Below are 22,208 nucleotides of genomic sequence, written 5' to 3'. Positions count from 1 at the left end.
ATTGAGAGACCTTTTTTAGTTTTAAGTATATAAACAAAAAAAGCCCTTCATTTCTGAAAGGCTTATTACTTTTGGGTGGAAGACCGGGTTCGAACCGGCGACTTTCGGTACCACAAACCGACGCTCTAACCAGCTGAGCTACAACCACCATTTTAAATTGGATTGCAAAGATAATTTAATTGTTATCTCTTGCAAATAGTTTTTCAATTTATTTTAAATCAAATAACGATTCTACTCCTACATAACGCTCAACTGTATAACCCTCAGCATGTTCCACACCAATTAAACGTCCTAAATTTCTTGCTCTATAGTCTACGCTATCTGTAAAATTCTTGCTAGATATCGGAGTTTCAGGTTCTTTACTATTAGGATCAAAGAATTGTGTTTTATAAGCTAATACAGATGCCACCTTTTTTTCCATAAAACCAGAGACATCAACAACAACATCTGGTTCTATATCTTTCCATTGAATATAATGGTATACTGCTTTTGGTCTCCAAGGGTCTTGTGGTTGATTTTCATCTTTAGAAATAGTCTCAATCTTTTTCAATCCACTTAAAAAACAAGCATCACTCACTAACTGACTCCCTTTTGGGTGATCAATATGTCTATCTTCAATAGCATTACAAATAACAATCTCTGGTTTATAATAACGAATCATTTTAATAAGTTCTAATTGATGCGCTTTATCATTAGTGAAGAAACCATCTGCAAATTGCATATTAATTCTAGAGTGTACACCAAGAATTTTTGCCGCATTAAAAGCTTCTTGATCTCTAGTCTCTGCCGTACCGCGTGTCCCTAGCTCTCCCCTAGTTAAATCTATAATCCCGACTTTTTTGCCCTTAGAAACTTCTTTCGCTAAAGTTGCACCACAACTTAATTCTACATCATCGGGATGCGCACCAATGGCCAATATATCTAGTTTTACCTGCATATGTTTATTGTTTTCTTAAGGTTAGATAGAATATCTAATCCCCTTTTTTAATCAAATTAAAATTTCATAATAGATGTTTCATCTCTTACGTCTCTTCTCTTGAATGTCAAAAATATTAAAAAGAAGGTAGATAATCGCTTTCTTTTTAATCCGCAAACGGTTTCGATTAGATAAATCCTTAATTATCTCGAATTTAAGTAGTCAAAATTGAAAAATTCGCAATACTTCTAAAGTATGACTTTCGTCATAAATATTGCTTTTCATTGACTCTATCTTTACACTATTACTAAAAGACAACGTCCTTATGACCTTAATGTTAGCCATTTTAATCATCACGATTTCTCTATTCATTTGGGGGAAATTCACACCAGATATTATCGCACTTATTTCAATGTTAAGCTTATTTGTCTTTGGGATATTAGACTTAACAGAAACATTAAGCGGATTTAGCAATCCAACGGTAATTATGATTGCTGCCTTATTTATTATAGGAGAAGGTTTATCTCAAACAGGTTGGACTGCCTTAGCCGGTGAAAAATTTATAAAAATGGCGGGCAAAAGCAAAATGAAGCTTTTATTAATAACGACATTAGGCTCAGGATTACTTTCTGGCGTAGTAAGTAATACAGGGACTGTAGCAACCTTAATGCCAGTAACAATTGCTTCTGCCTGGAGTATTGGGACATTGCCTTCTAAGTTATTAATGCCTGTAGCATTTGGCTCTAATACAGGTGGTTTATTAACTTTAACTGGTACACCTCCAAATATCATTGTAAACAATACAATGATAGAAAGCGGACTAGAAGGATTTTCTTTCTTTGAATTTGGATTGATAGGATTACCGCTATTATTATTAGCACTACTCTATTTCAAATTTATAGGCTATCGACTTTTACCTAGCAACAAAACCAATAATAAACCTGTAAATATTAATACGACGCTCCACCAATGGATTGAAGCGTACAAAGTAGATGGCGATTATTACAGATTAAGAGTAAGGTCAGTGTCTCCATTACTAAATACAAAATTAGGTGATTGGAATTTTGAAAAAGACCATGCTGTTACCATTCTGCGTATTAAACGACGTCACCCGAGTCTTTTAAAAGGTAATGATCCTTTTATTGAACTTCCAACGGATCAAACGGAGTTCTTATACCACGATATTATTACAGTTAAAGGCGACACCGAAGCAATTAATATCTTAATGATTAAATTCAGACTGGGCTTATTACCTCTAAATTCTATCGAAGATGAGTTGCGACACAACCTTATTAACCAAGAAGTTGGTATGACCGAAGTCTTAGTTGCACCACAATCTGCGCTTGTCGGTAAAAATGTAACATCTAGTCATTTTTTTGAACGTTATAATGTGCAATTAATGGCCGCCTCTAGAAATGGCAAACCACTAACAGAACGTCAAACCATAGTAAAAGCTGGTGATGCATTTTTAATAAGAGGTCAATGGAGCGCTATAGAAGAATTAAAAAATCAATATGAACATTTAGTCATCTGTGGTAGCCCAGAAGGGATGGCTAAAACTGTTACAAACCTTACGATTAAATCTTATATCGCATTAGCATCTCTCATATTAATGATTGTATTGTTAGTTTTTAAGATTGTCCCAGGCGCTGTTGCCGCATTACTATCTGCAGGTATCATAATGATTACAGGCTGTGTACCAATGGTAAAAGCTTATAAAGGCATCAGCTGGATAAGTGTTGTAATGATTGCAGCAATGATACCAATGGGAATCGCATTACAAAAAACAGGCACAGCAGAATTGATTGCAAATGGCTTGGTGGATTCTTTAGGAAGCTTTCATCCTGTAGTTTTATTGGGCGGTGTGTTTTTATTGACCACAACCTTTAGTCAAGTTATTAATAACTCAGCCACAGCTGTATTAATGGCACCTATTGTAATTATTGCGGCAAACACACTTAACATTTCTGCAGCACCATTTATGATTGTAGTTGCTATTAGCGCCTCAACCGCATTTTTAACACCTGTAGGCACCACAACCAATGCGATGGTAATGACAGCGGGTGGCTATAAATTTATGGATTATTTAAAAGTAGGTGCACCACTGCTGCTACTCTTCCTAATAACAACATTATTACTTGTGCCAATCATATGGCCATTTTAAAATCGAAAGTCGAATTGAAAAATTATGAACTCATGGAAACATTAAAACAACCGATTATGAAAACGAGAGACCTTACAACGTACGGATTGAAAGACACCAATGCCCATTGGAACCTCTCACCAGAAAAATTACAAGCCATTACTATTGAAAAAGGAATGGGAAAAGAAACCGCTAATGGAACTTTAGCTATAAACACAGGTAAGTTTACAGGTCGTTCTCCTCAAGATCGTTTTATAGTAAAAGATGATTATACACAAAATAAAGTTTGGTGGGGAAAAACTAACAAAGCCATTTCACCAGAAAATTTTGATAAACTACAAGCTGAAATTACAAACTATCTAAGCGGTAAAGAAATTTATGTTAGAGATGCTTATGTATGTGCTGATCCAGAATATAAAACCAACGTAAGAACAGTTACCGAATATCCTTGGTCTAACATGTTTACTTATAATATGTTCTTAAGATCTGACGAATCTGAATTAGAAAATTTTGAAGAAGAATGGTTAGTCCTTTGCGCACCAGGTTATGAAGCACCAGATCCTAAAGCTGTTGGTTTACGTCAAGGCAACTTTTCAATTTTAAATTTCACTAAAAAAATTGCTTTAATTGGTGGTTCTGCTTATACAGGTGAAATTAAAAAAGGAATTTTCTCTTCTTTAAACTTTATTCTTCCTGTTGAAAAAGACGTTTTACCTATGCATTGTTCTGCAAATGTCGGTGAAGACGGAGATACTGCTATTTTCTTCGGTTTATCTGGAACAGGAAAAACTACATTATCTGCCGATCCTAGTCGTAAATTAATTGGTGATGATGAACATGGCTGGACAGCAAATAACAACATTTTTAATTTTGAAGGAGGGTGCTACGCCAAAGCTATTGACCTATCTGAAGAAAAAGAACCTGACATTTTTAGAGCCATTAAGCCAGGAGCAATTCTCGAAAATGTCGTTTTTAAAGACAATGGAGACGTTGATTTTATGGATAGTAGAATTACACAAAATACACGTGTAAGTTACCCGATTTATCATATAGATAATATCCAAAAACCGTCTTACGCTAGTAATCCTACAAATATTTTCTTTTTAACAGCTGATGCATTTGGTGTATTACCTCCGGTTTCAAAATTAACACCAGGACAAGCGGCTTACCATTTTATATCTGGTTATACCGCTAAAGTAGCAGGTACTGAAGCAGGAATTACAGAACCTGTACCTTCTTTCTCTGCATGTTTTGGTGAACCATTTATGCCATTACACCCAACGGTTTATGCTGAAATGCTAAGCAAAAAAATGCAAGATGCAGGCGTCAATGTCTGGTTAATAAACACAGGCTGGAGCGCAGGTCCTTATGGAGTTGGTTCTCGTATAAAATTGAAATACACAAGGGCTATGATTACGGCTATTCTTGATGGAGAATTAGACAATGTAGCTTACGAACAGCATCCGATATTTGGCTTATTTATGCCAAAAACATGTCCGAATGTTCCTGATAGCATATTAGACCCAATGAATACTTGGGAAAACAAAGGTCAGTATGTTAGTAAATCTATTCAACTCGCACATTCTTTCCACTTAAATTTTGAAAAATTTGCAAGCGAAGCGTCAGAACAAATTATTGAAGGAGGTCCATTAATTGATGAACATCATCAGTTACACGATCATATTTAATATTTCCATGACTTAAAAGAGCCCAGAAATGGGCTCTTTTTTCTTATACAGTCTTCTATGAAAAGTATCCTATACATCCTATCTGTTTTCCTATTATTTCAGGCACAATTGCATGCTCAAAATACAGGCGAAAATAAATTAGGCTCTTGGTATGAAGTAACTTCGTCAAATAAAATAAGTGATAAATTCAGTATTAGTGGGTCATTCACCAATTGGAACTATGAATTACCAGCAAATAAAGCCCATTTGCGTTTGGGCATTTTAGGGTTGAATTATCATGTTGATCCTAAATTATCTATAGGTTTATGCTATGCTTATGGTGATATTGACTCATCGTTTGAAGTTAATGACATCCCTCATACTAAAGAGAATAGAATAATTGAACAGTTAATTTTCAAGCATAGATTAAACACGATTCAATTTTCTCAAAGATTGAGGTTAGAACAACGATTTCTAGAATATCCTACAGAAAACCAATTAACGCATAGAATTCGTTATAGATTTAAAACCAAAATACCTTTAAACCAAACGCTATACATTTCTACGTATGATGAAATTCATTTTAATTTGAATGAGTTTGATTTTCAACAAAATAGAGCTTTTATGGGGCTGGGTATTTTAGTAACTAAAAATATAAGTACAGAAATTGGTTATGCAAGACATTCGTTTAAAACTAAAAGCTTTAACAGACTGTCGCTACAAATTAATTTAAAATGTGATTTTAGACAACACAATTCGTAAAGGTTAATTTAGTGCTTCACACTATCTATAGCTTGTTCTATATCGTGTTTTAAATCTTTTACATCTTCTATACCTACGGAAAACCGAATTAATTGATTGCTTAGTCCAATAGCATCACGCTCATCTTGAGTCAACAACGCGTGAGACGTTAAATGCGGAGATAATACCGTACTCTCAACACCAGCTAAACTCATAGACGATTTAATAAGTGTTAATTCTTTTTGAAATTGTTGCGAATCTATCCCATCTATCAATTCAAAAGATAACATGGCACCAAAACCTTTCATTTGTGACTTGGCCAACTTGTAATCTGGATGTGATTTTAAACCAGGATAATAGACTTTAGAAACCTTCGGATGTTTTTCTAACCATTTTGCTAACTTCATGGCATTTTTGGTTTGTGCTTTAACACGCAATCCTAAAGTTTTCATGCTGCGCTCTAACATCCAAACGGTCATATCACTTAAACTTCCGCCAAGATTCTTACCAACATTCCAAATGCGTTCTATATGTTCATTAGAACTTGCTACAGCACCAGCCAAAATATCACTATGTCCACCAAAATATTTAGTAGCAGAATGCATTACCATATCAATGCCTAAGTCCATAGGATTTTGATTCACTGGTGAAGCAAAGGTATTGTCAATAGACGTTAAAATGTCCTTAGACTTCCCCAATTTTGCAATCGCTTTAATATCTGTAATAGTCATTAATGGATTTGAAGGTGTTTCAATATGAATCAATTTTGTATTCGGTTGTAGTGCAGCTTCAAAATCTTCAACTTGATAACCATCCGTAAACGTGTATTCTATACCATACTTAGGAAATTCTTCTTTTATAAAATTTAAGGTTCCACCGTACAATGTATTCTGAACCACTAAATGATCTCCTTGTCTTAAAAACGCTAAGAACATAGTGCTAATCGCTGCCATACCTGACCCAAAAATCATAGCGGCTTCCGTATGTTCTAAAGCTGCAATTTTCTTGGCTAAATGTACTTGATTGGGAGTATTAAAATAACGCGGATAACGTTTAACATCAACATCCAAAAACTCGTAAGATGTGCTTAAATAGATTGGAGATACTGCTCCTTTAAATTGTTCGTCTTTAACTTCACCCGTATGCGTGCAAATGGTGTTTAAACCTAGTTTGTTTTTGGCCATAATACTATTTATAAGAAACGTAAATTTAATAAAAATCGATTCAACTCACCGGATAACTCTAAACAAAAAAATGGTTGATAAATACGACTATCTATCAACCATTTTTTTTAAAACGTATTTAAAGTCTGTGAGTATTACTTATAATGCTTCTTATACTGTATGTAAGATAAGATTCCTAATACAGCAATGATGCCCAAAGTTATAGCGATAAACTGGAAGCTTAATATTTGATCTCCACTGGCGTAAGAATGCAATCCTGCTAAGTAAAAATTCACACCAAAATAAGTCATAAGGATACTACCAAAAGCGATGATTGACATTAAGTTATAAATCCATTTTCCTCGCAATCCTGGCACTAATCGCATGTGGATGACAAAGGCATAAATCATAATACTAATAAGTGCCCAAGTTTCTTTAGGATCCCAACCCCAATAGCGTCCCCAACTTTCGTTGGCCCACATACCTCCAAGGAAGTTACCGATGGTTAGCAATACTAATCCAACCGTTAACGCCATTTCGTTAACAATAGCTAATTCTTTAATATTAATGAGCATTCGCTCTTTATTCTCCTTGGTCGTGAAAATCATTAATAATAATGAAACCACACCCAAAATCATACCTAAAGTAAACGGTCCATAACTCGCTACGATTACCGAAACATGTATCATTAACCAATACCCTTGTAATACAGGTTGAAGGTTTGCAATGGCTGGATCCATCCAATTCCAATGTGCAATCATTAAAATCATTGACGTTACAAAAGCACCTGCAGCAACTGTTATACTAGACGTCGTTATTTTCCCTAAAAATGATGTCTTTTTAGCAGAATTATCTTTTTTCTTAGTCACACCTACAATAAAACCAAAAAGCATAGTTGACCAAGCGACATAAATCATGGACTCGTAAGCATCACTCCATGGTGCATGCCCAGACAAATACCATCTCCAAATTAAGCCTAAAGTATGCATCACAAATAACAATGCGATAACACCTAGTAGGACATTAATAGCTGTCTGAATCCATTTGTTTTTATACTTAAAAATCTGAACAATAATTAATACAAACAATAGTGTACCAGCATACATATACCAACTGAATAGTCGTTTGAAAATATCGTAATCGTTATAAAGAATTTCTGCTTTTATTTTATCGTCAGATAGCATCACCTCACTACCAAATTTCTGTTGTGTCTTTTTGATACCAATTAATAATTCTTCCGCTTTAGAATAATCTCCCGTTTGCTTCGCATTATTTAAAGTCACCAAATACGCAACAAAACCATTATTTATAAAATTACCATAAAGTGTATCTTCTATTTTATCTCTTAGACCTTCGTCTCTAAAATCTTTTGAAGATATCCATCGGTTATTATCATCTCCTGGTATTGGAAAAATTTTAATATTACGCCCTTCAATAGCATCAGATAAAAGGCTTAAGCGACCGTAGGTTTCTTTAATTTCTTTCTGAAATCCATTTGGTACTTGTGCCTTAAACGACTCTTCGATGTAAGGTCCTAATTTATTCCTTCCATCTTCTGTAAAAAAGTCGAGTAAACTAGCATAATCTTCAGAGTAATCTAAACCAATTATCCCTCTAATAGAATCTGCCTTTCTCGGTTTTAAATAAATGATTGGCACATTGTACCACAGCATCGGACTTTCTTGAATGGATAGAAAAACTTGATCAGCATCAAAGTCTTCATAGACATCACTTTTACTTAATTTACGAAGCATTTCAGAAGCATACGTATGCATTGGCATCATACGACCACTATAATCTTGAATGACCATTTCTGAAAATTTCTTCGCATGCTCCTTAGGAGTAATATGAACTCTTAAAATAGAATCGATTTGTTCTTTCCCCGTTTTCTTTTGGTGTGCATGACCATCGTCTTCTGTATGAACTTGTGCAAAACCTGAAAAACTAAATAACAACAAAATCATTGTCATCATTTTGGCTTTCTTTGTTTTCAACTTGGCTAGTTTACTTCTAATATCATCAAAGCGTGTATTTTTAACGAATAGAATAGCCATCATACCAAAATACAAGAACATATAACCCGCATAGGTAATGTATGTTCCCCAACGATCGTGATTTACAGACAGCACCGTTCCTTTCTCATCTGGGTGAAAACTTGCTTGAAAAAAGCGATACCCTTTATGATCTAAAACATGATTCATATACACACGATAATCAAAATCACCAGATTCTTTATCTAAAACCGTAATTTTACTTTCGTAAGATGAATAGGCTTTTTCTGTGCCGGGATATTTTTCTGCTATAAAATCGTTTAGTTTAATTTCGAAAGGCAATTTTAACACTTTAGGACCATATTGTAAGGCCATTTCTAAGCCACCAACTTTAAATTCCTTCATGGCGGTATAGTTACCTGGACCACCAATAATACCTACTTTTTTTGTATCACCATTTGCTGTAACACTTAGGATAAGTCCATCTGGATCTGCCTTAGTTTTTAAAAGCTCTGGTTTTTTCACAACTCCAAATTCGCCTTTTACAATAGGTTTTGGCATTACAATCTGCATGTTTCCAATAATATATCTAGACCTTAAAATTAAGGGCTGCAAACTGTCTTTAATTAACTTGCCTGTAGCACGCGTTGCCATAGTCATGTATTCACCTTCATAAGGAGAGTTAATGGACAGCCCATTTTCTGTTTCCATGATGTTAATAGCACCTTCTTGAAACTTGTTTAAAGACACCAAGACATTGTGAAGATTTGCTACTGTACCATCTTCTAAAAAGTGGTTATGTGCTCCAGTATCTCCTGCTTCTACTATTTTTAAATAACGTTTTCCTGTGTCATCAGGAATGATGTCCTCTTCTGCACCTTCTATAAATTGATCGAGTTTTACAGTAACTTCGGTATCACCATAATCAAACGTTTTATCAAATTCATTATCTAATCGTGGAGAAAAATCGACATGCTCCTCTATCCTACGCTGTTGTAATTGACCATTAACTTTATAATTACCTATAATTCGTCCTCCGATGTAGGTTTTCTGAGAGAAAAATTCGCTTTCAGTAGCTCCTTCTCGTATTGGCATCATACCTTCAAAACCAACATATCGTGTTATAAACGCTCCGAAAAGAATAAGAATGAAAGATAAATGTAAGGTTAATGTTGCCCACTTCTCTTTTTTGTAAAGTCTGAATCTAAAAATGTTACCTAAAAAGTTGATAACAAAAAACACCATAATGGCTTCAAACCACCACGCATTATATATTAAAGTTCTGGTATATGGAGTTGGAGAGGTATCCATATTTCTATCTAAAATAGTACCAACTGCCATGGCGACGGCAAAGGCTATAAATAAGAAAGCGGTGAGTTTAGTAGAGAATAGGAAATTAGCGATTTTCTTTTGCATAGCTATAGGCTTTTTAGGCTGCGCAAAGATATGACTTTTTAATTATTTGATGATTCAGATTTAGTACTAAAACATGTTAAAATTACACCTACAAAAACGGTTTAATTTTTCATGTTTGATTTAAGCATTTTGTTTTGTGCTTCCATTAATTCTTTTAAATCAGAAAGCAATTGAATGTCTTTTGGTGTCGTAACCGTTTTATCTTTAGAATCATGCGCTCTAGTCCGCAATCTATTCATGCCTTTAACAACTAAAAACACGGTAAACCCTATAACTAAAAAATCTATTAATACTGTGATAAGCGCACCATAACCTATAGCAACCTCACTAGTAATAATTGCACCCGAAGCGTCTGTAATTGCCTCTCTTAGTATAAGTTTTTTGTTATCAAAGTTGACATCATCCGTTAATAAAGATAATGGTGGCATTAATACAAATTTTACAAGTACATCTATAACCTTATTAAATGATGCACCGATTATGACACCAATTGCCATGTCCATCATATTTCCTTTGACGGCAAATTCTTTAAATTCTTTGAGAAGTTTCATACGTGTTTTAAATTTTAGATTTTTAAAACCACAAATTTATAATATGCCAATAAATGATTAGCTATTTCTTGCTGCAAAAATATTCATATACATAAAAGTGCCCATTTTACGTGCACGTCGTTTGGCATTCTCAGCATAATCTCCTTCAAACAATTCATCAATAGTTTCAAACCAAAGATTTAACCATAAACCAAAATGTAATTCGGTAATGCTATTATTAAAGGCAGCATCTACTTTTGTATGTGCGTCTAATGGATTGCCGTAATATTTGGTTTTTAGAAATAAACTCGATTCCCAAAAGGTTGTTAAATGTTCTAAGTGTTGCTCCCAATCCTTTATGGTTTCATTAAAAAACGGCCCTAATTTTTCGTCCTTTCTAACCTTCTCGTAAAATTTGGAAACTAACAAAAATATGTCTTCTCTGCTTTTTATATCTATTTTATTCATCGCGCTATAATTTATGTTGTTCCGATTAGAACAATTTAGTTTGTGATAGTTTGCTATAATTAAAATTTTGCATATTATATAGACATTGGTAATTACTCTAACTTATGTTGCCAAATATTGGCCATAAAAGAACCATTTCTACAATCAATTAATAATACATTTTTCGTCCCTTTAGGGACTTTATATTGGTAAAAAAAACACCACTAAATTATTGTGCCTTTAGGTACAAAATATCTTTAAACAAAAATTTCACAATACAGATTTTAAAATAAAACGTTCATTAAATTCTACATCAAAATCCTTTAACAACATTAAATATTCTTCTTTAAACACAACCTTTTTGTGATGTTCTTCTTGATTTTTGATATAATTAATTATTCTAGGAACTTCAGATTTAGAATAAGAAAACGCACCATATCCAGATTGCCACGAAAATCTACCATTAACAAAACCTTTTTTATTGATCCATTTTGAAGAATCGTGTTTAACTTGCTTCATTAATTCAGATAATGACTGTGTTGGTCGCATTCCAAATAAAACATAAATATGGTCAGCCACTCCGTTAATTTGCAAAACCTTATGGTTGTTGTTTTTAAATATCCCGGTGATATACTTGTATAATTCGGCTTTCCAACTATCTCTAATTAAACTTTGCCGATTTTGAACCGCAAAAACAGCTTGGATATGAATTTCTGTATACGTGTTTGGCATTGCTCTAAATTATATGGTGTACCTAAAGGCACACTGGTTAATTATTGTAAACTAAAATCTACCCACCTTTTGTCCCTAAAGGGACATATTTAATTGATGCGTATGTAATATAGAACCAAAATAGCTTCCTTTTTACATATCAATTTTTAGAATTACCCAAAGTTATCCTTTTAATCCCATTCTTGTGATTCTAAAATAAGAAAACTTAGTATTTTTACACCATGATATCAGTAGTATTACTTGGTGCTGGCAATGTAGCCACACACTTATATAAAGCCTTTTCAAATTCTGAAAACATTTCGATTACACAATGGTATAATCGCACACGAGCATCCATTTCGTCTTATGCCAATGACGTAGACATCACAGATTCATTAGACGAGTTAAAAGAAGCGGACATTTACATTATGGCGGTTAGCGATGATAGTATTGAACAACTATCTATAAATCTACCATTTACAAATCGATTTGTGGTGCATACCTCTGGAAGCGTTGCCATGCACGATATAGATAAGAAAAACAAAATTGGAGTTTTCTATCTGTTACAAACATTTTCTAAGGATGCTGAAATAGATTTTAGCGAAGTCCCTATTTGTGTTGAAGTTTATGAAAAAGAAAACCTTCAGCTATTAATAGATTTAGCAAAAGCCGTAGGTTGCAAACCTCATAAAATTACGACAGAACAACGTCAGACACTTCATTTAGCAGCTGTTTTTGTGAATAATTTCACGAATCAACTCTATAGAATTGGTCACGAAATTTGCGAAACTAAAAATATAGAATTTGAAATATTGCATCCTTTAATTGAGGAAACGGCAAAGAAAATTCAACACATGTCTCCTTTTATGGCACAAACAGGTCCTGCAAAACGGAATGATAAAAGAACTATAAAAAGACAACTTAAGCTAATTGAAAAAGAAGAGCATGAAGCGATTTACAAAATGCTTACTACTTCTATAAAAAAGACACATGGTATAAGATCTACTAGAATCAAAAGCCAGAAAAAAGAAAACTAATTATGACCGACGATAAAAGTTACAAAGAATATTTAGCAGACATTACGACCTTCATTTTCGATGTTGATGGTGTTTTAACCGATGGTACGATCACCGTGACAACAGATGGTGAAATGCTAAGAACCATGAATATTAAAGACGGATTTGCATTAAAAACAGCCATTGATGCCGGTTTTAACCTCTGTATTATTTCTGGTGGCTCTAACGAAGGTGTTCGTAAACGATTAGCAGGATTAGGAATAAAAGACATTTTCTTAGGTTCACACAATAAAATAGAACAACTTAACAGCTACTTGGAGCAGCATACTATTTCAAAATCACAAGTGTTGTACATGGGAGACGATATACCGGATTATCCTGTGATGAAATTAGTTGGTTTACCGTGTTGTCCTCAAGATGCTGTTCCTGAAATTAAAGCCATTTCAAAATATATTTCTCATAAAAACGGAGGGAAAGGTGCCGTAAGAGATGTCATTGAACAAGTCTTAAAAGTACAAGGCAAATGGAATGGTAATTTTAATGCTAAGTATGATTAGGTATTTGGTTGTTGGTTGTTGGTTGTTGGTTGTTGGTTGTTGTTAGAAATAAAAATCGTATAAATTTTTAAAACATGTCAAGCGGAAGAAGACATAGCACAGGATTTGGGTATATTGGTTTTGGTAATAGTCAGACGACATTTAACCAAAGATCATCAAAGCCTTTTTCTAAATACAAGGAAAAACTAGATCTTGAAGCCCATCTGCACTACAAAATGTCTTTTTTGCATAAAGACTTAACCAAAGAAGACAAGAAAAAAATTAAAGACAAAATAAGACAACAAGAGCGTAAACTTTTAAAGAAAACAGCAATTATTAGTTCCATCGTTTTTATTATCATTGCAACTATTACTTACTATTTAATCACAAAAATAATATCTCACTAACCTATAAATGATTCACGTCTTTAATTTAATCCGTTGGAAGAATTTACTAATGATTGCTTTGATGCAATATTTAGTAAAATATGCACTTTTATTACCTTTTCAAGAAAGTCATGGTGTCCTTATCACCTTAAGCGACTTCAACTTTTTTCTTTTAGTTTTAGCTACCGTTTGTATCGCAGCTGGTGGTTATATTATCAACGATATTTATGATGTTGAAACCGATAAAATCAATAAACCAGATCAACTTATAATTAATAAACACATTACAGAAAAGAGTGCCAGCACATTATTTATAGTTCTTAATATTATAGGAGTTGGCTTAGGTTTTTACTTATCTAATGGTATTGGTAAACCCGAATTTTTCGCCATCTTTTTCATTACGTCAGCACTACTCTATATGTATGCTTCGTATCTCAAACAAATTGCTGTCGTTGGTAATGTTGTGGTTTCTATTATGGTTTGTTTGAGTATTTTGTTAGTTGGTATTTTTGAATTAATTCCGGCCATGACAGTGCATAATAAAGCCATTCAGACTACTTTTTTATATATCATTCGAGACTATGCCATTTTTGCCTTATTGATTAATATTCTAAGAGAACTCGTTAAAGATATTGAAGATTTCGATGGTGACTATAAAGCTGGTATACAAACATTACCAATTCTCATAGGACGAGAGCGCAGCACTAAAATTGCATTTATACTGTCGTTAATTCCAATAGTTTCTATTGTATATTATGTTATTACGTATTTATTTAAACAGCAACTCGTTGTTGCCTACTTTTTAGTATTGGTTGTAGCACCATTAATTTACGTAAGCATAAAATTATTTAGTGCAGAAAGCAAAGCACAATACAAACACATTAGCTTCATTTTAAAATTAGTGATGCTTACTGGGATGTTATCCTTATTACTCTACAAATTTATTATTCTCAACTAAAATGCTAAACGACAAACTCAACGATTTCAATATTATTCTGGCCTCAGCGTCACCACGTCGTCATACATTTTTAAAAGAAATGAATCTCGACTTCGACATTCAATTAAAACCAGTTGAAGAAATTTATCCTAAAAATTTGAAGCGTGAAGACATCACCGATTTTTTAGCAAAATTGAAAGCGGAACCGTTTTTAGAAAGTCTTCAACATAAGGATATCTTAATCACTAGTGATACCATCGTTTGGTTAGACGATAAAGCGATTGGTAAACCAAAAGATGAAACGGATGCTTTTAATATGATAAAATCGTTAAGCAATAAAACACATGAAGTGGTTACCTCAATCTGTTTCACTCAAAAAACAGAACAACGTCTGGTTAACACCATTACCAAAGTGACCTTTAAAGCCTTAACAGACGAGGAAATTCAATACTACGTTAACACTTACAAACCGCTAGATAAAGCTGGTGCCTATGGCATACAAGAATGGATTGGTGCCATTGCCATCACATCTATTGAAGGCTCATATAATAACGTCGTAGGCTTACCTACACATTTACTTTACAAAACGTTAAATGCCATTGTAGACCATAATTAGAATCTTATCTTTATTACGAGATATTTTGCATCGCATCTTTGCATGTTGCAACATCTAAAAAAACGTAATAATTATGATAAGGCTTATAAAATCTACACTATTAGTTACATTAATTGGACTAATGTCCTTCTTCACCTCTTGTAAAGAAAACACGAATACCCCTGCTACTACACCAGAAGTCAGTAGTGTTTCAGAAACGAAATCTAAAGCTGTAAACCCTAAAACAAAATTGTCCGATGATTTTAAAAATTATTGGTACAATGGTGAAGCAGAAATCACATCTTACAAACTAGAACAGGCGCGTTACGGAGAACTACGAGAAGGTACAGCTGTTTTAGTTTTTGTAACTGAAGATTTTTTACCAGACGCTCAGGTAAAAGCGGATAGTTATAGTGAAAACAACATTCCGGTTTTAAAATTGAATGCAACCAAGAATTTTAATACAGGTATTTATCCGTATTCCATAATGCAGAGTACATTTTATCCGGTTGCTAACAATCAGCATGCCTTAAAAATATCGACATCTGTACAAGAATGGTGTGGACATGTTTATACACAATTAAATAATCGCAATGCGTTTGAGGTGACTTCGCATTCTTACTTTCAAGGTGAAGCGGATGAAAGCTTCAAACTAGAAAAAACTTGGACAGAGAATGAATTGTGGGCCAAATTAAGAATCAATCCTAAAAGTCTTCCTGTTGGTGACATAGAACTTATTCCTTCATTAGAATCCGTAAGACTTAATCACGATGCTTTAAAAGTTCAAAAAGCAAATGCCAAATTAGAGAGCAATAGCTATACGGTTACGTTTTCGGAATTGCAACGCACCTTAAAAATAAATTTCAATCCTAATTTCCCTTTCGATATTTTAGGTTGGGAAGAGACTATTGTAAGCGGAATGGGCTCTTCTGCTGAGACCTTAACCTCAAAAGCTACGAAACTAGAAAGTATTAAATCGGACTATTGGAACAAAAAAAGCAATTCAGATGTTAGCCTTAGAGAAACTTTAAAATTGCAATAATCTTCATAGATTCTGAATTATATTTGTGAAGCAAAATACTCCCTAAATGAATTCAATATTTCATAATTATCAAGATCAAATTTTATATTCAACTATACTCTTAATTACTCTATTTATTATTAGAAAAATAATCGTAATTACAGTAAAGAAAATAGGAAGAAAAAGTGGTACAACCGAAGCAAGAGCAGGTTTAATAGGTCGTTATGTTACGGTTACACTTGTGCTTATTGCCATCCTTATAGAAACCTTTATTCTTGGTGCAGAAACACGAGATATTACCCTTGTTTTTTCTTCTGTTTTTGCAGTTATAGGTATTGCCCTTTTTGCGATTTGGTCTATTTTAAGCAACATAACCTCTGGAATTATTATGTTTTTTTCCTTTCCATATAAGGTTGGAGATAAAGTAAAGATTCACGATAAAGATGATTCTATCATAGGTATTATTGAAGATATTAGAGCCTTTCAAATTCATCTTAAAGATGACCAAGGAAATTTAGTGACCTACCCTAATAATCTAATTCTACAAAAAGCTGTAACTTTATTGCAAAAGGATGCTTTAGACGATCCCTTAGACGACAGTAGTATTTTATAACCTATGCGAAAAAAAACAGCAAAAAAACGTACACATAATTACAAAAAACACATAGGCAAAGCACCTGGTACTTTAGTGTACACAGGAAAGAAAACGGAAAAGCAACTTCAAATAGAATCTTTCGATTATACAAAAGACACTCTTACTGAAAATGTTTTAACCAATATAGAAGATGCCAGATCGTACAAGGAAACCGATTCTGTGACTTGGATAAATGTTGATGGACTAAACTCGCTTAGTGAAATAGAAAACATTGGCAAACAATACGATTTGCATCCACTTGTTCTAGAGGATATTGTAAATACCACACAACGTCCTAAAATTGATGAATACGATGATTACCTGTTTATTGTCCTCAAAATGTTGTACTACGATAAGGATGAAAACGTCGTTATAGAACAAGTGAGTCTAGTATTAGGAAAAAATTACGTGTTGTCTTTTCAGGAATCTGAAGGCGACGTGTTTGATACCGTTAGAGACCGCATTAGACTTGGCAACGGACGCATTAGAGGTTTAAAATCTGATTATTTATTGTATGCCTTAATTGATGCTGTTGTCGATCATTATTTTAGTATTATAGAAACCCTTGGCAATAAAATTGAAGATTTAGAAAACGATCTGTTTGAAGGTCATGCCAAAGACAACATTAACATTGAAGTCCAACAATTAAAACGTGAAATCTTAAAAGTACGTCGTGCTATTTTCCCGCTTCGCGAAATCATAAATCGTATAGAAAAGGGAGAACACCCGCTAATCTACAAACGCACAATTACGTATTACCGAGATATTTACGATCACTTAATCCAAGTATCTGAAAACATAGATATTTACCGTGAAATGATTTGGAGTTTAATGGACATGTACATGTCAACCATTAGCAATCGTATGAATGAAGTGATGAAAGTGTTAACCATAATGTCTTCCATCTTTATTCCGTTAACATTTCTAGCTGGTATCTATGGTATGAACTTTGAATACATTCCTGAACTAAAATATCACAATGGCTATTTTATTCTTTTGGGTGTGATGTTTGTGATGTTTATTTTGATGCTAGTCTATTTTAAGCGTAAGAAGTGGTTGTAGAATATATTCCAACTAATTATTAATAATGATAAAGACAAAATTTCTTCTCATTGCATTTACTTTTTCTATTTCAGCACTGCATAGTCAGAACCTTCTTAAAAGCTTATATAACTTAGACACCTTTCCAAAAGAAATGGAGAAAAGCAAAGTTTTTATTGAAAACACATGTTCAGATATTTTAATTTACAACTATATTTCTGGTGGAAATGGAAGCTTTCAATTTGATATAAAAACTACAAATGAACTCGAAATAAAACTTCCAGTACTAAATGATTTAATATTAAAATTCCTAGATCCCACAACAAAAGAGCCCTTCTTAAATTATACATTTCATGTTGATTATAGTTTTAAATACAATGATTATTATGATGAATTTGAATTAAACGATAACACTTTCTCATTATTTTCATTATTTGATTTAGCAACCTATTATTACGATTTAGACGAATATAGCCTTGTAAATAAAATGCTATTGATTTATAAACCTGAACTAGATTATAAAACAAAGCGTATTCAATTTTTTGAAATTTTAGCAAAGGCTTTTGAAATTGAAGACATATCCGATTTTAAATCTATCGCAAACAACGACGAAAATGAAGACCTTTTTGATCGCGAAGTTGAAGCATTCATGTTAGATGCTATTCTTGAAGAAATCGATAACGAAACTATAAACTCACAACTTTTTGACTATTTTATTCTAGATAAAAACAGTAAGACTAAAACCGAAAACAACCTCGTAAAATTATTTAACAACAAGCACATTGTTAATGATATAGAAACAAATATTCTTCAACCAAAATTAACTATAGACTTATATCAAAGTGCTCAGTTACACATTCCTGAAAATTATTTAACAACTAACAAGTCTGATAGCCAAGCATTTCCTATTAATTCAATAGAAGTCAGAATAGATTATAAAAACCATAAACTTATAATTGATTTTAAAAATAAAGAAGCCGTAAACTTAACTCTTAATGACGCTTTTGTTATGCATGAAAAAGAGGAGACAATGACATCTAAAAATATAAGGCTCGAGGTTTCCGAATCTGATTTAAAGTTTCAAGTCATTAAATTTAGTCCTCATCAAAATATAGACAATAAACCTTACGTACTAATATTAAACTGATTCGTTATTTTATTTAATAGCTTATGAATAAATTAACCCAATGGTTTTTAAAATTACCTCCATTTAAAATTTTTCTATTGCTTCTTTTAGGAATTCCAATCTATATCTGGTGGTTTTCAATAATATATCAGCTGGATAAAAAGATCAATGAACCATCAAATAATTTAAAATTTTGGCTCGTTAGTGGTTTAACTATTTATCCTATTATTTATGTGCTTTATATGTTTTTTACATTTTCATTTTTTATTCCCTTAATGCCGTTTCATTTATTAGCAATACTATGTGGCTTTATATTAATGACCTTAACTGCAAAAAGTTATGTGAATTTCGAAAAGAAAAAAGGGTATTCTACTCATAGTGTTTTTGAAGTATTTTTGATGCTTTGGTTCTATATAATTTGCGTGTGGTCATTACAACCAAAATTGAACGCGTATGTCAATGAAAACCCTGATCAAAACTAAAAACCCGAGTCTTACACAATCCCAACGTTAAACTAAACCTAAAAAAAGCATGAAAACTAGTAACTTTTCTATATTTGAAAAGTAACTAACTAAGATCCTCATGCACCAACTTAGACTTTGTCTATTGCTTTTTATAAGTACTATTGTATCATTACAAGCCCAACAACCCAAAACCTACAATTCATCAGAAATTTACGAAGCTGTTCAAAAACTAAATGTTTTGGGCTCTGTACTTTATATTGCAGCCCATCCCGATGATGAAAACACACGCTTAATTTCATACATGTCTAATGAAGTAAAAGCGCGTACAGCCTATTTATCGTTAACACGTGGCGATGGTGGCCAAAATCTTATTGGTCCAGAAATCAGAGAACTTTTAGGTGTTATTAGAACTCAAGAATTACTAGCCGCAAGACGTACTGATGGTGGAGAACAACGCTTTACAAGAGCCAATGATTTTGGTTACTCTAAACATCCGGATGAAACTTTAGAAATCTGGAATAAAGACGACGTTCTTGCAGATGTAGTTTGGGCGATTAGAACATTTAAACCCGATGTTATCATTAACCGTTTCGACCACAGAAGAGCTGGCGAAACACATGGTCACCATACAGCTTCTGCAATGTTGAGTTTAGAAGCCTTTGATATTACAAATGACGCTTCAGAATATCCATTACAATTAGAATTTACTGAAACATGGCAACCAAAACGCTTATTTTACAACACCTCATGGTGGCGCTACGGAAGTCAAGAAGAATTTGATAAATTAGACAAGAGCAACATGCTTACGTTCGATGTCGGTAGATATTATGCATCAAAAGGAAAGTCTAACAACGAAATTGCCGCCTTAGCGAGCAGTCAGCATTTGTCTCAAGGCTTCGGAAGATTATCAGATAGAGGTTCTCAAAATGAATACATTGAGTTTTTAAAAGGAGAATCCTTAAACACTAGCGCTAATATTTTTGAAGGAATTGATACCTCATGGAATCGCGTTGCAGGTGGAAAAGCGATAGGAAATATTTTAAAATCAGTTGAAACTAATTTCAATTTCAGAAATCCATCAGCACATTTACCACAACTTTTAGAGGCTTATAAATTGCTTCAATCTATAAAAGATAAACACTGGAGAACGGTTAAAACTAAAGAGCTAAAAGCAATTATTGAAGCTTGTGCTGGACTCTACTTAGAGGTTTCTGCGAATACGCCAAGTGCAGCACCAAGTTCTGATGTAAAATTGACTATGGAAGTTTTAAACAGAAGCAGTTCAAATATTAATTTAGTGTCCTATAACCTTTCAACATTAGGTACAGGAATAACTAAAAACATGAGCTTAGCTCCCAATCAAAAATTAAATTTTGAAGACGGCATTAGCATTCCAAATAACAGTACTTACACCGCGCCTTATTGGTTAAACACCAAAAGCACATTGGGGATGTACAACGTAAAGGATCAAAATTTAATTGGCTTACCTGAAACGCCAAGAGCTGTTTTTGTTGATTTTAATTTATTAATTGAAGGCACACCTATTACAATAACAAAACCAGTAGTGTATCGTTATTCTAAACCCGACAAAGGAGAATTGTATCGTCCATTCGAAATCATTCCTATTGTCTCGGCAAGCCTAAGTCATAAAGTCTATATTTTTGAAAACGACGGTCAAAAAGACATTGAAGTTACTGTAAAAGCTGGCAAAGACGCTATTACTGGTTTTGTTCAAATGGCTTATCCTGATGGGTGGCAAGTCTTTCCTCAAAAACAAAAAATTGAGATTGCTAATAAAGGAGATATTCAAAATGTGATATTTACTGTTATTCCTCCAAAAACTCAAAATGAAGGCTCAATTACACCAATGGTAAATATTGATGGTGAATTTTATACCGACGAGATTATTGAAATTGATTATACACACATTCCTTTTCAAACCGTTTTAATGCCTAGCGAAAGTAAAGTCGTTCGATTAAATATTGAAAAACGAGGAAATAACATTGGTTATATTGAAGGCGCAGGAGATGTGGTACCAGAAAGTTTAAGACAAATTGGATACGATGTTACCATTATTAAACCCGAACAAATTACGCCAGAAAATCTTGATGACTTTGACGCTATTGTTATGGGAATTAGAGCTTATAACATTGTTGACGACTTAGTATTTAAACAACGCTTTTTGTTAGACTATGTAAAAGATGGGGGAAATCTAATCATTCAGTACAATACGAGTAGAGGTATAAAAGTAAATAATTTGGCACCTTATGATTTACAACTATCTAGAGACCGTGTTACAGATGAAAATGCCTTGGTTAGAATATTAGAACCGAATCATCCAATTCTAAATTTTCCTAATAAAATTGGACTTCAAGATTTTGAAGGTTGGGTACAAGAACGGGGCTTATATTTCCCAAATAAATGGTCTAAAGAGTTTACACCATTATTAGCATCTAATGACAGTGGAGAGAATTCAAAAGAAGGCGCCTTACTAGTTGCAAAATATGGAAAAGGCAACTATATTTACACAGGTCTCAGTTTCTTTAGAGAATTTCCGGCAGGAGTTCCTGGGGCATACAGACTCTTTGCTAATCTGCTATCTGCAGGTAAACAAGAATCTACCACTCAAAAAAATTAAAGACTTAACGACTAACTAACAACCAACTAATGAGCCAGCAAGACCCACCAGAAGTAAAACAAAAATGGAGTAAAATGTACACTGCTGTG

At 33.4% G+C, this 22,208-nt stretch carries 20 protein-coding genes and 1 tRNA gene; 14 read left to right on the top strand and 7 right to left on the bottom strand.

What is annotated here, in order from left to right; all coding sequences use genetic code 11:
• Nucleotides 1-73: 73 nt before the first annotated feature.
• Both DFQ09_RS09060 and bshB1 read right to left on the bottom strand, forming a co-directional pair.
• Nucleotides 74-149, bottom strand: a tRNA-His gene (locus DFQ09_RS09060).
• A 59-nt stretch (nt 150-208) separates the two neighbouring features.
• A complete protein-coding gene (gene bshB1, locus DFQ09_RS09055) occupies nt 209-937 on the bottom strand; it encodes a bacillithiol biosynthesis deacetylase BshB1 (protein WP_115809554.1) in 729 nt (242 codons plus the stop codon).
• A gap of 304 nt (nt 938-1,241) precedes the next feature.
• On the opposite strand from bshB1, the gene DFQ09_RS09050 reads away from it, so the two are divergent.
• Genes DFQ09_RS09050 through DFQ09_RS09040 form a run of 3 tightly spaced genes read left to right on the top strand, consistent with a single transcriptional unit; the run spans nt 1,242 to nt 5,488 of the window.
• Nucleotides 1,242-3,080 (top strand): SLC13 family permease, encoded by a 1,839-nt coding sequence (locus tag DFQ09_RS09050; RefSeq protein WP_115809552.1) that lies wholly within the window; start codon nt 1,242-1,244, stop codon nt 3,078-3,080.
• Between the two features lie 32 nt (nt 3,081-3,112).
• Nucleotides 3,113-4,747: a phosphoenolpyruvate carboxykinase (ATP) gene (pckA, locus tag DFQ09_RS09045; RefSeq protein WP_115809748.1), complete on the top strand. Its 1,635-nt coding sequence runs from the start codon at nt 3,113-3,115 to the stop codon at nt 4,745-4,747.
• 57 nt (nt 4,748-4,804) lie between these two features.
• Nucleotides 4,805-5,488 (top strand): DUF2490 domain-containing protein, encoded by a 684-nt coding sequence (locus DFQ09_RS09040; protein ID WP_115809550.1) that lies wholly within the window; start codon nt 4,805-4,807, stop codon nt 5,486-5,488.
• An 8-nt stretch (nt 5,489-5,496) separates the two neighbouring features.
• Here the strand turns inward: DFQ09_RS09040 and DFQ09_RS09035 are convergent, their stop codons facing one another.
• The 5 genes from DFQ09_RS09035 to tnpA form a co-directional block, all read right to left on the bottom strand.
• Nucleotides 5,497-6,651: a trans-sulfuration enzyme family protein gene (locus DFQ09_RS09035; RefSeq protein WP_115809548.1), complete on the bottom strand. Its 1,155-nt coding sequence runs from the start codon at nt 6,649-6,651 to the stop codon at nt 5,497-5,499.
• 134 nt (nt 6,652-6,785) lie between these two features.
• Nucleotides 6,786-10,037: a cytochrome c biogenesis protein CcsA gene (gene ccsA, locus DFQ09_RS09030; RefSeq protein WP_115809546.1), complete on the bottom strand. Its 3,252-nt coding sequence runs from the start codon at nt 10,035-10,037 to the stop codon at nt 6,786-6,788.
• Between the two features lie 101 nt (nt 10,038-10,138).
• Nucleotides 10,139-10,588 carry a large conductance mechanosensitive channel protein MscL gene (gene mscL, locus DFQ09_RS09025; protein ID WP_115809544.1) on the bottom strand — a complete coding sequence of 150 codons (450 nt, stop codon included), beginning with the start codon at nt 10,586-10,588 and terminating at the stop codon, nt 10,139-10,141.
• Nucleotides 10,589-10,645: 57 nt separating this feature from the next.
• A complete protein-coding gene (locus DFQ09_RS09020) occupies nt 10,646-11,035 on the bottom strand; it encodes a group III truncated hemoglobin (RefSeq protein ID WP_115809542.1) in 390 nt (129 codons plus the stop codon).
• A 249-nt stretch (nt 11,036-11,284) separates the two neighbouring features.
• Nucleotides 11,285-11,746, bottom strand: a complete 462-nt coding sequence (tnpA, locus tag DFQ09_RS09015) for an IS200/IS605 family transposase (RefSeq protein ID WP_115809540.1) — start codon at nt 11,744-11,746, stop codon at nt 11,285-11,287.
• Nucleotides 11,747-11,967: 221 nt separating this feature from the next.
• On the opposite strand from tnpA, the gene DFQ09_RS09010 reads away from it, so the two are divergent.
• From DFQ09_RS09010 to DFQ09_RS08960, 11 genes are all read left to right on the top strand, one after another.
• Nucleotides 11,968-12,762 (top strand): Rossmann-like and DUF2520 domain-containing protein, encoded by a 795-nt coding sequence (locus tag DFQ09_RS09010; RefSeq protein ID WP_115809538.1) that lies wholly within the window; start codon nt 11,968-11,970, stop codon nt 12,760-12,762.
• A 2-nt stretch (nt 12,763-12,764) separates the two neighbouring features.
• Entirely contained in the window at nt 12,765-13,298 is a 534-nt protein-coding gene (locus DFQ09_RS09005; protein ID WP_115809536.1) for a KdsC family phosphatase, read from the top strand.
• Nucleotides 13,299-13,372: 74 nt separating this feature from the next.
• Nucleotides 13,373-13,684 carry a hypothetical protein gene (locus tag DFQ09_RS09000; protein ID WP_115809534.1) on the top strand — a complete coding sequence of 104 codons (312 nt, stop codon included), beginning with the start codon at nt 13,373-13,375 and terminating at the stop codon, nt 13,682-13,684.
• A gap of 7 nt (nt 13,685-13,691) precedes the next feature.
• Entirely contained in the window at nt 13,692-14,621 is a 930-nt protein-coding gene (locus DFQ09_RS08995) for a geranylgeranylglycerol-phosphate geranylgeranyltransferase (protein WP_115809532.1), read from the top strand.
• A gap of 1 nt (nt 14,622) precedes the next feature.
• Nucleotides 14,623-15,216 (top strand): Maf-like protein, encoded by a 594-nt coding sequence (locus DFQ09_RS08990; RefSeq protein WP_115809530.1) that lies wholly within the window; start codon nt 14,623-14,625, stop codon nt 15,214-15,216.
• Nucleotides 15,217-15,289: 73 nt separating this feature from the next.
• Nucleotides 15,290-16,237, top strand: a complete 948-nt coding sequence (locus DFQ09_RS08985) for a septum formation inhibitor Maf (RefSeq protein WP_115809528.1) — start codon at nt 15,290-15,292, stop codon at nt 16,235-16,237.
• A gap of 46 nt (nt 16,238-16,283) precedes the next feature.
• Nucleotides 16,284-16,829 carry a mechanosensitive ion channel domain-containing protein gene (locus DFQ09_RS08980; protein ID WP_115809526.1) on the top strand — a complete coding sequence of 182 codons (546 nt, stop codon included), beginning with the start codon at nt 16,284-16,286 and terminating at the stop codon, nt 16,827-16,829.
• A 3-nt stretch (nt 16,830-16,832) separates the two neighbouring features.
• Nucleotides 16,833-17,912, top strand: coding sequence for a magnesium/cobalt transporter CorA (gene corA / locus DFQ09_RS08975; protein WP_115809524.1), 1,080 nt, complete (start codon nt 16,833-16,835; stop codon nt 17,910-17,912).
• Nucleotides 17,913-17,937: 25 nt separating this feature from the next.
• On the top strand, nt 17,938-19,038 hold the full coding sequence (locus DFQ09_RS08970; RefSeq protein WP_115809522.1) for a hypothetical protein: 1,101 nt from the start codon (nt 17,938-17,940) through the stop codon (nt 19,036-19,038).
• A gap of 23 nt (nt 19,039-19,061) precedes the next feature.
• Entirely contained in the window at nt 19,062-19,499 is a 438-nt protein-coding gene (locus tag DFQ09_RS08965; RefSeq protein WP_115809520.1) for a hypothetical protein, read from the top strand.
• 100 nt (nt 19,500-19,599) lie between these two features.
• Nucleotides 19,600-22,119 carry a PIG-L family deacetylase gene (locus DFQ09_RS08960; RefSeq protein WP_115809518.1) on the top strand — a complete coding sequence of 840 codons (2,520 nt, stop codon included), beginning with the start codon at nt 19,600-19,602 and terminating at the stop codon, nt 22,117-22,119.
• Nucleotides 22,120-22,208 lie beyond the last annotated feature (89 nt).

The organism is Winogradskyella pacifica (assembly GCF_003386275.1).
Classification (GTDB): domain Bacteria; phylum Bacteroidota; class Bacteroidia; order Flavobacteriales; family Flavobacteriaceae; genus Winogradskyella; species Winogradskyella pacifica.
This window is presented reverse-complemented; position numbering and strand designations above follow the sequence as displayed.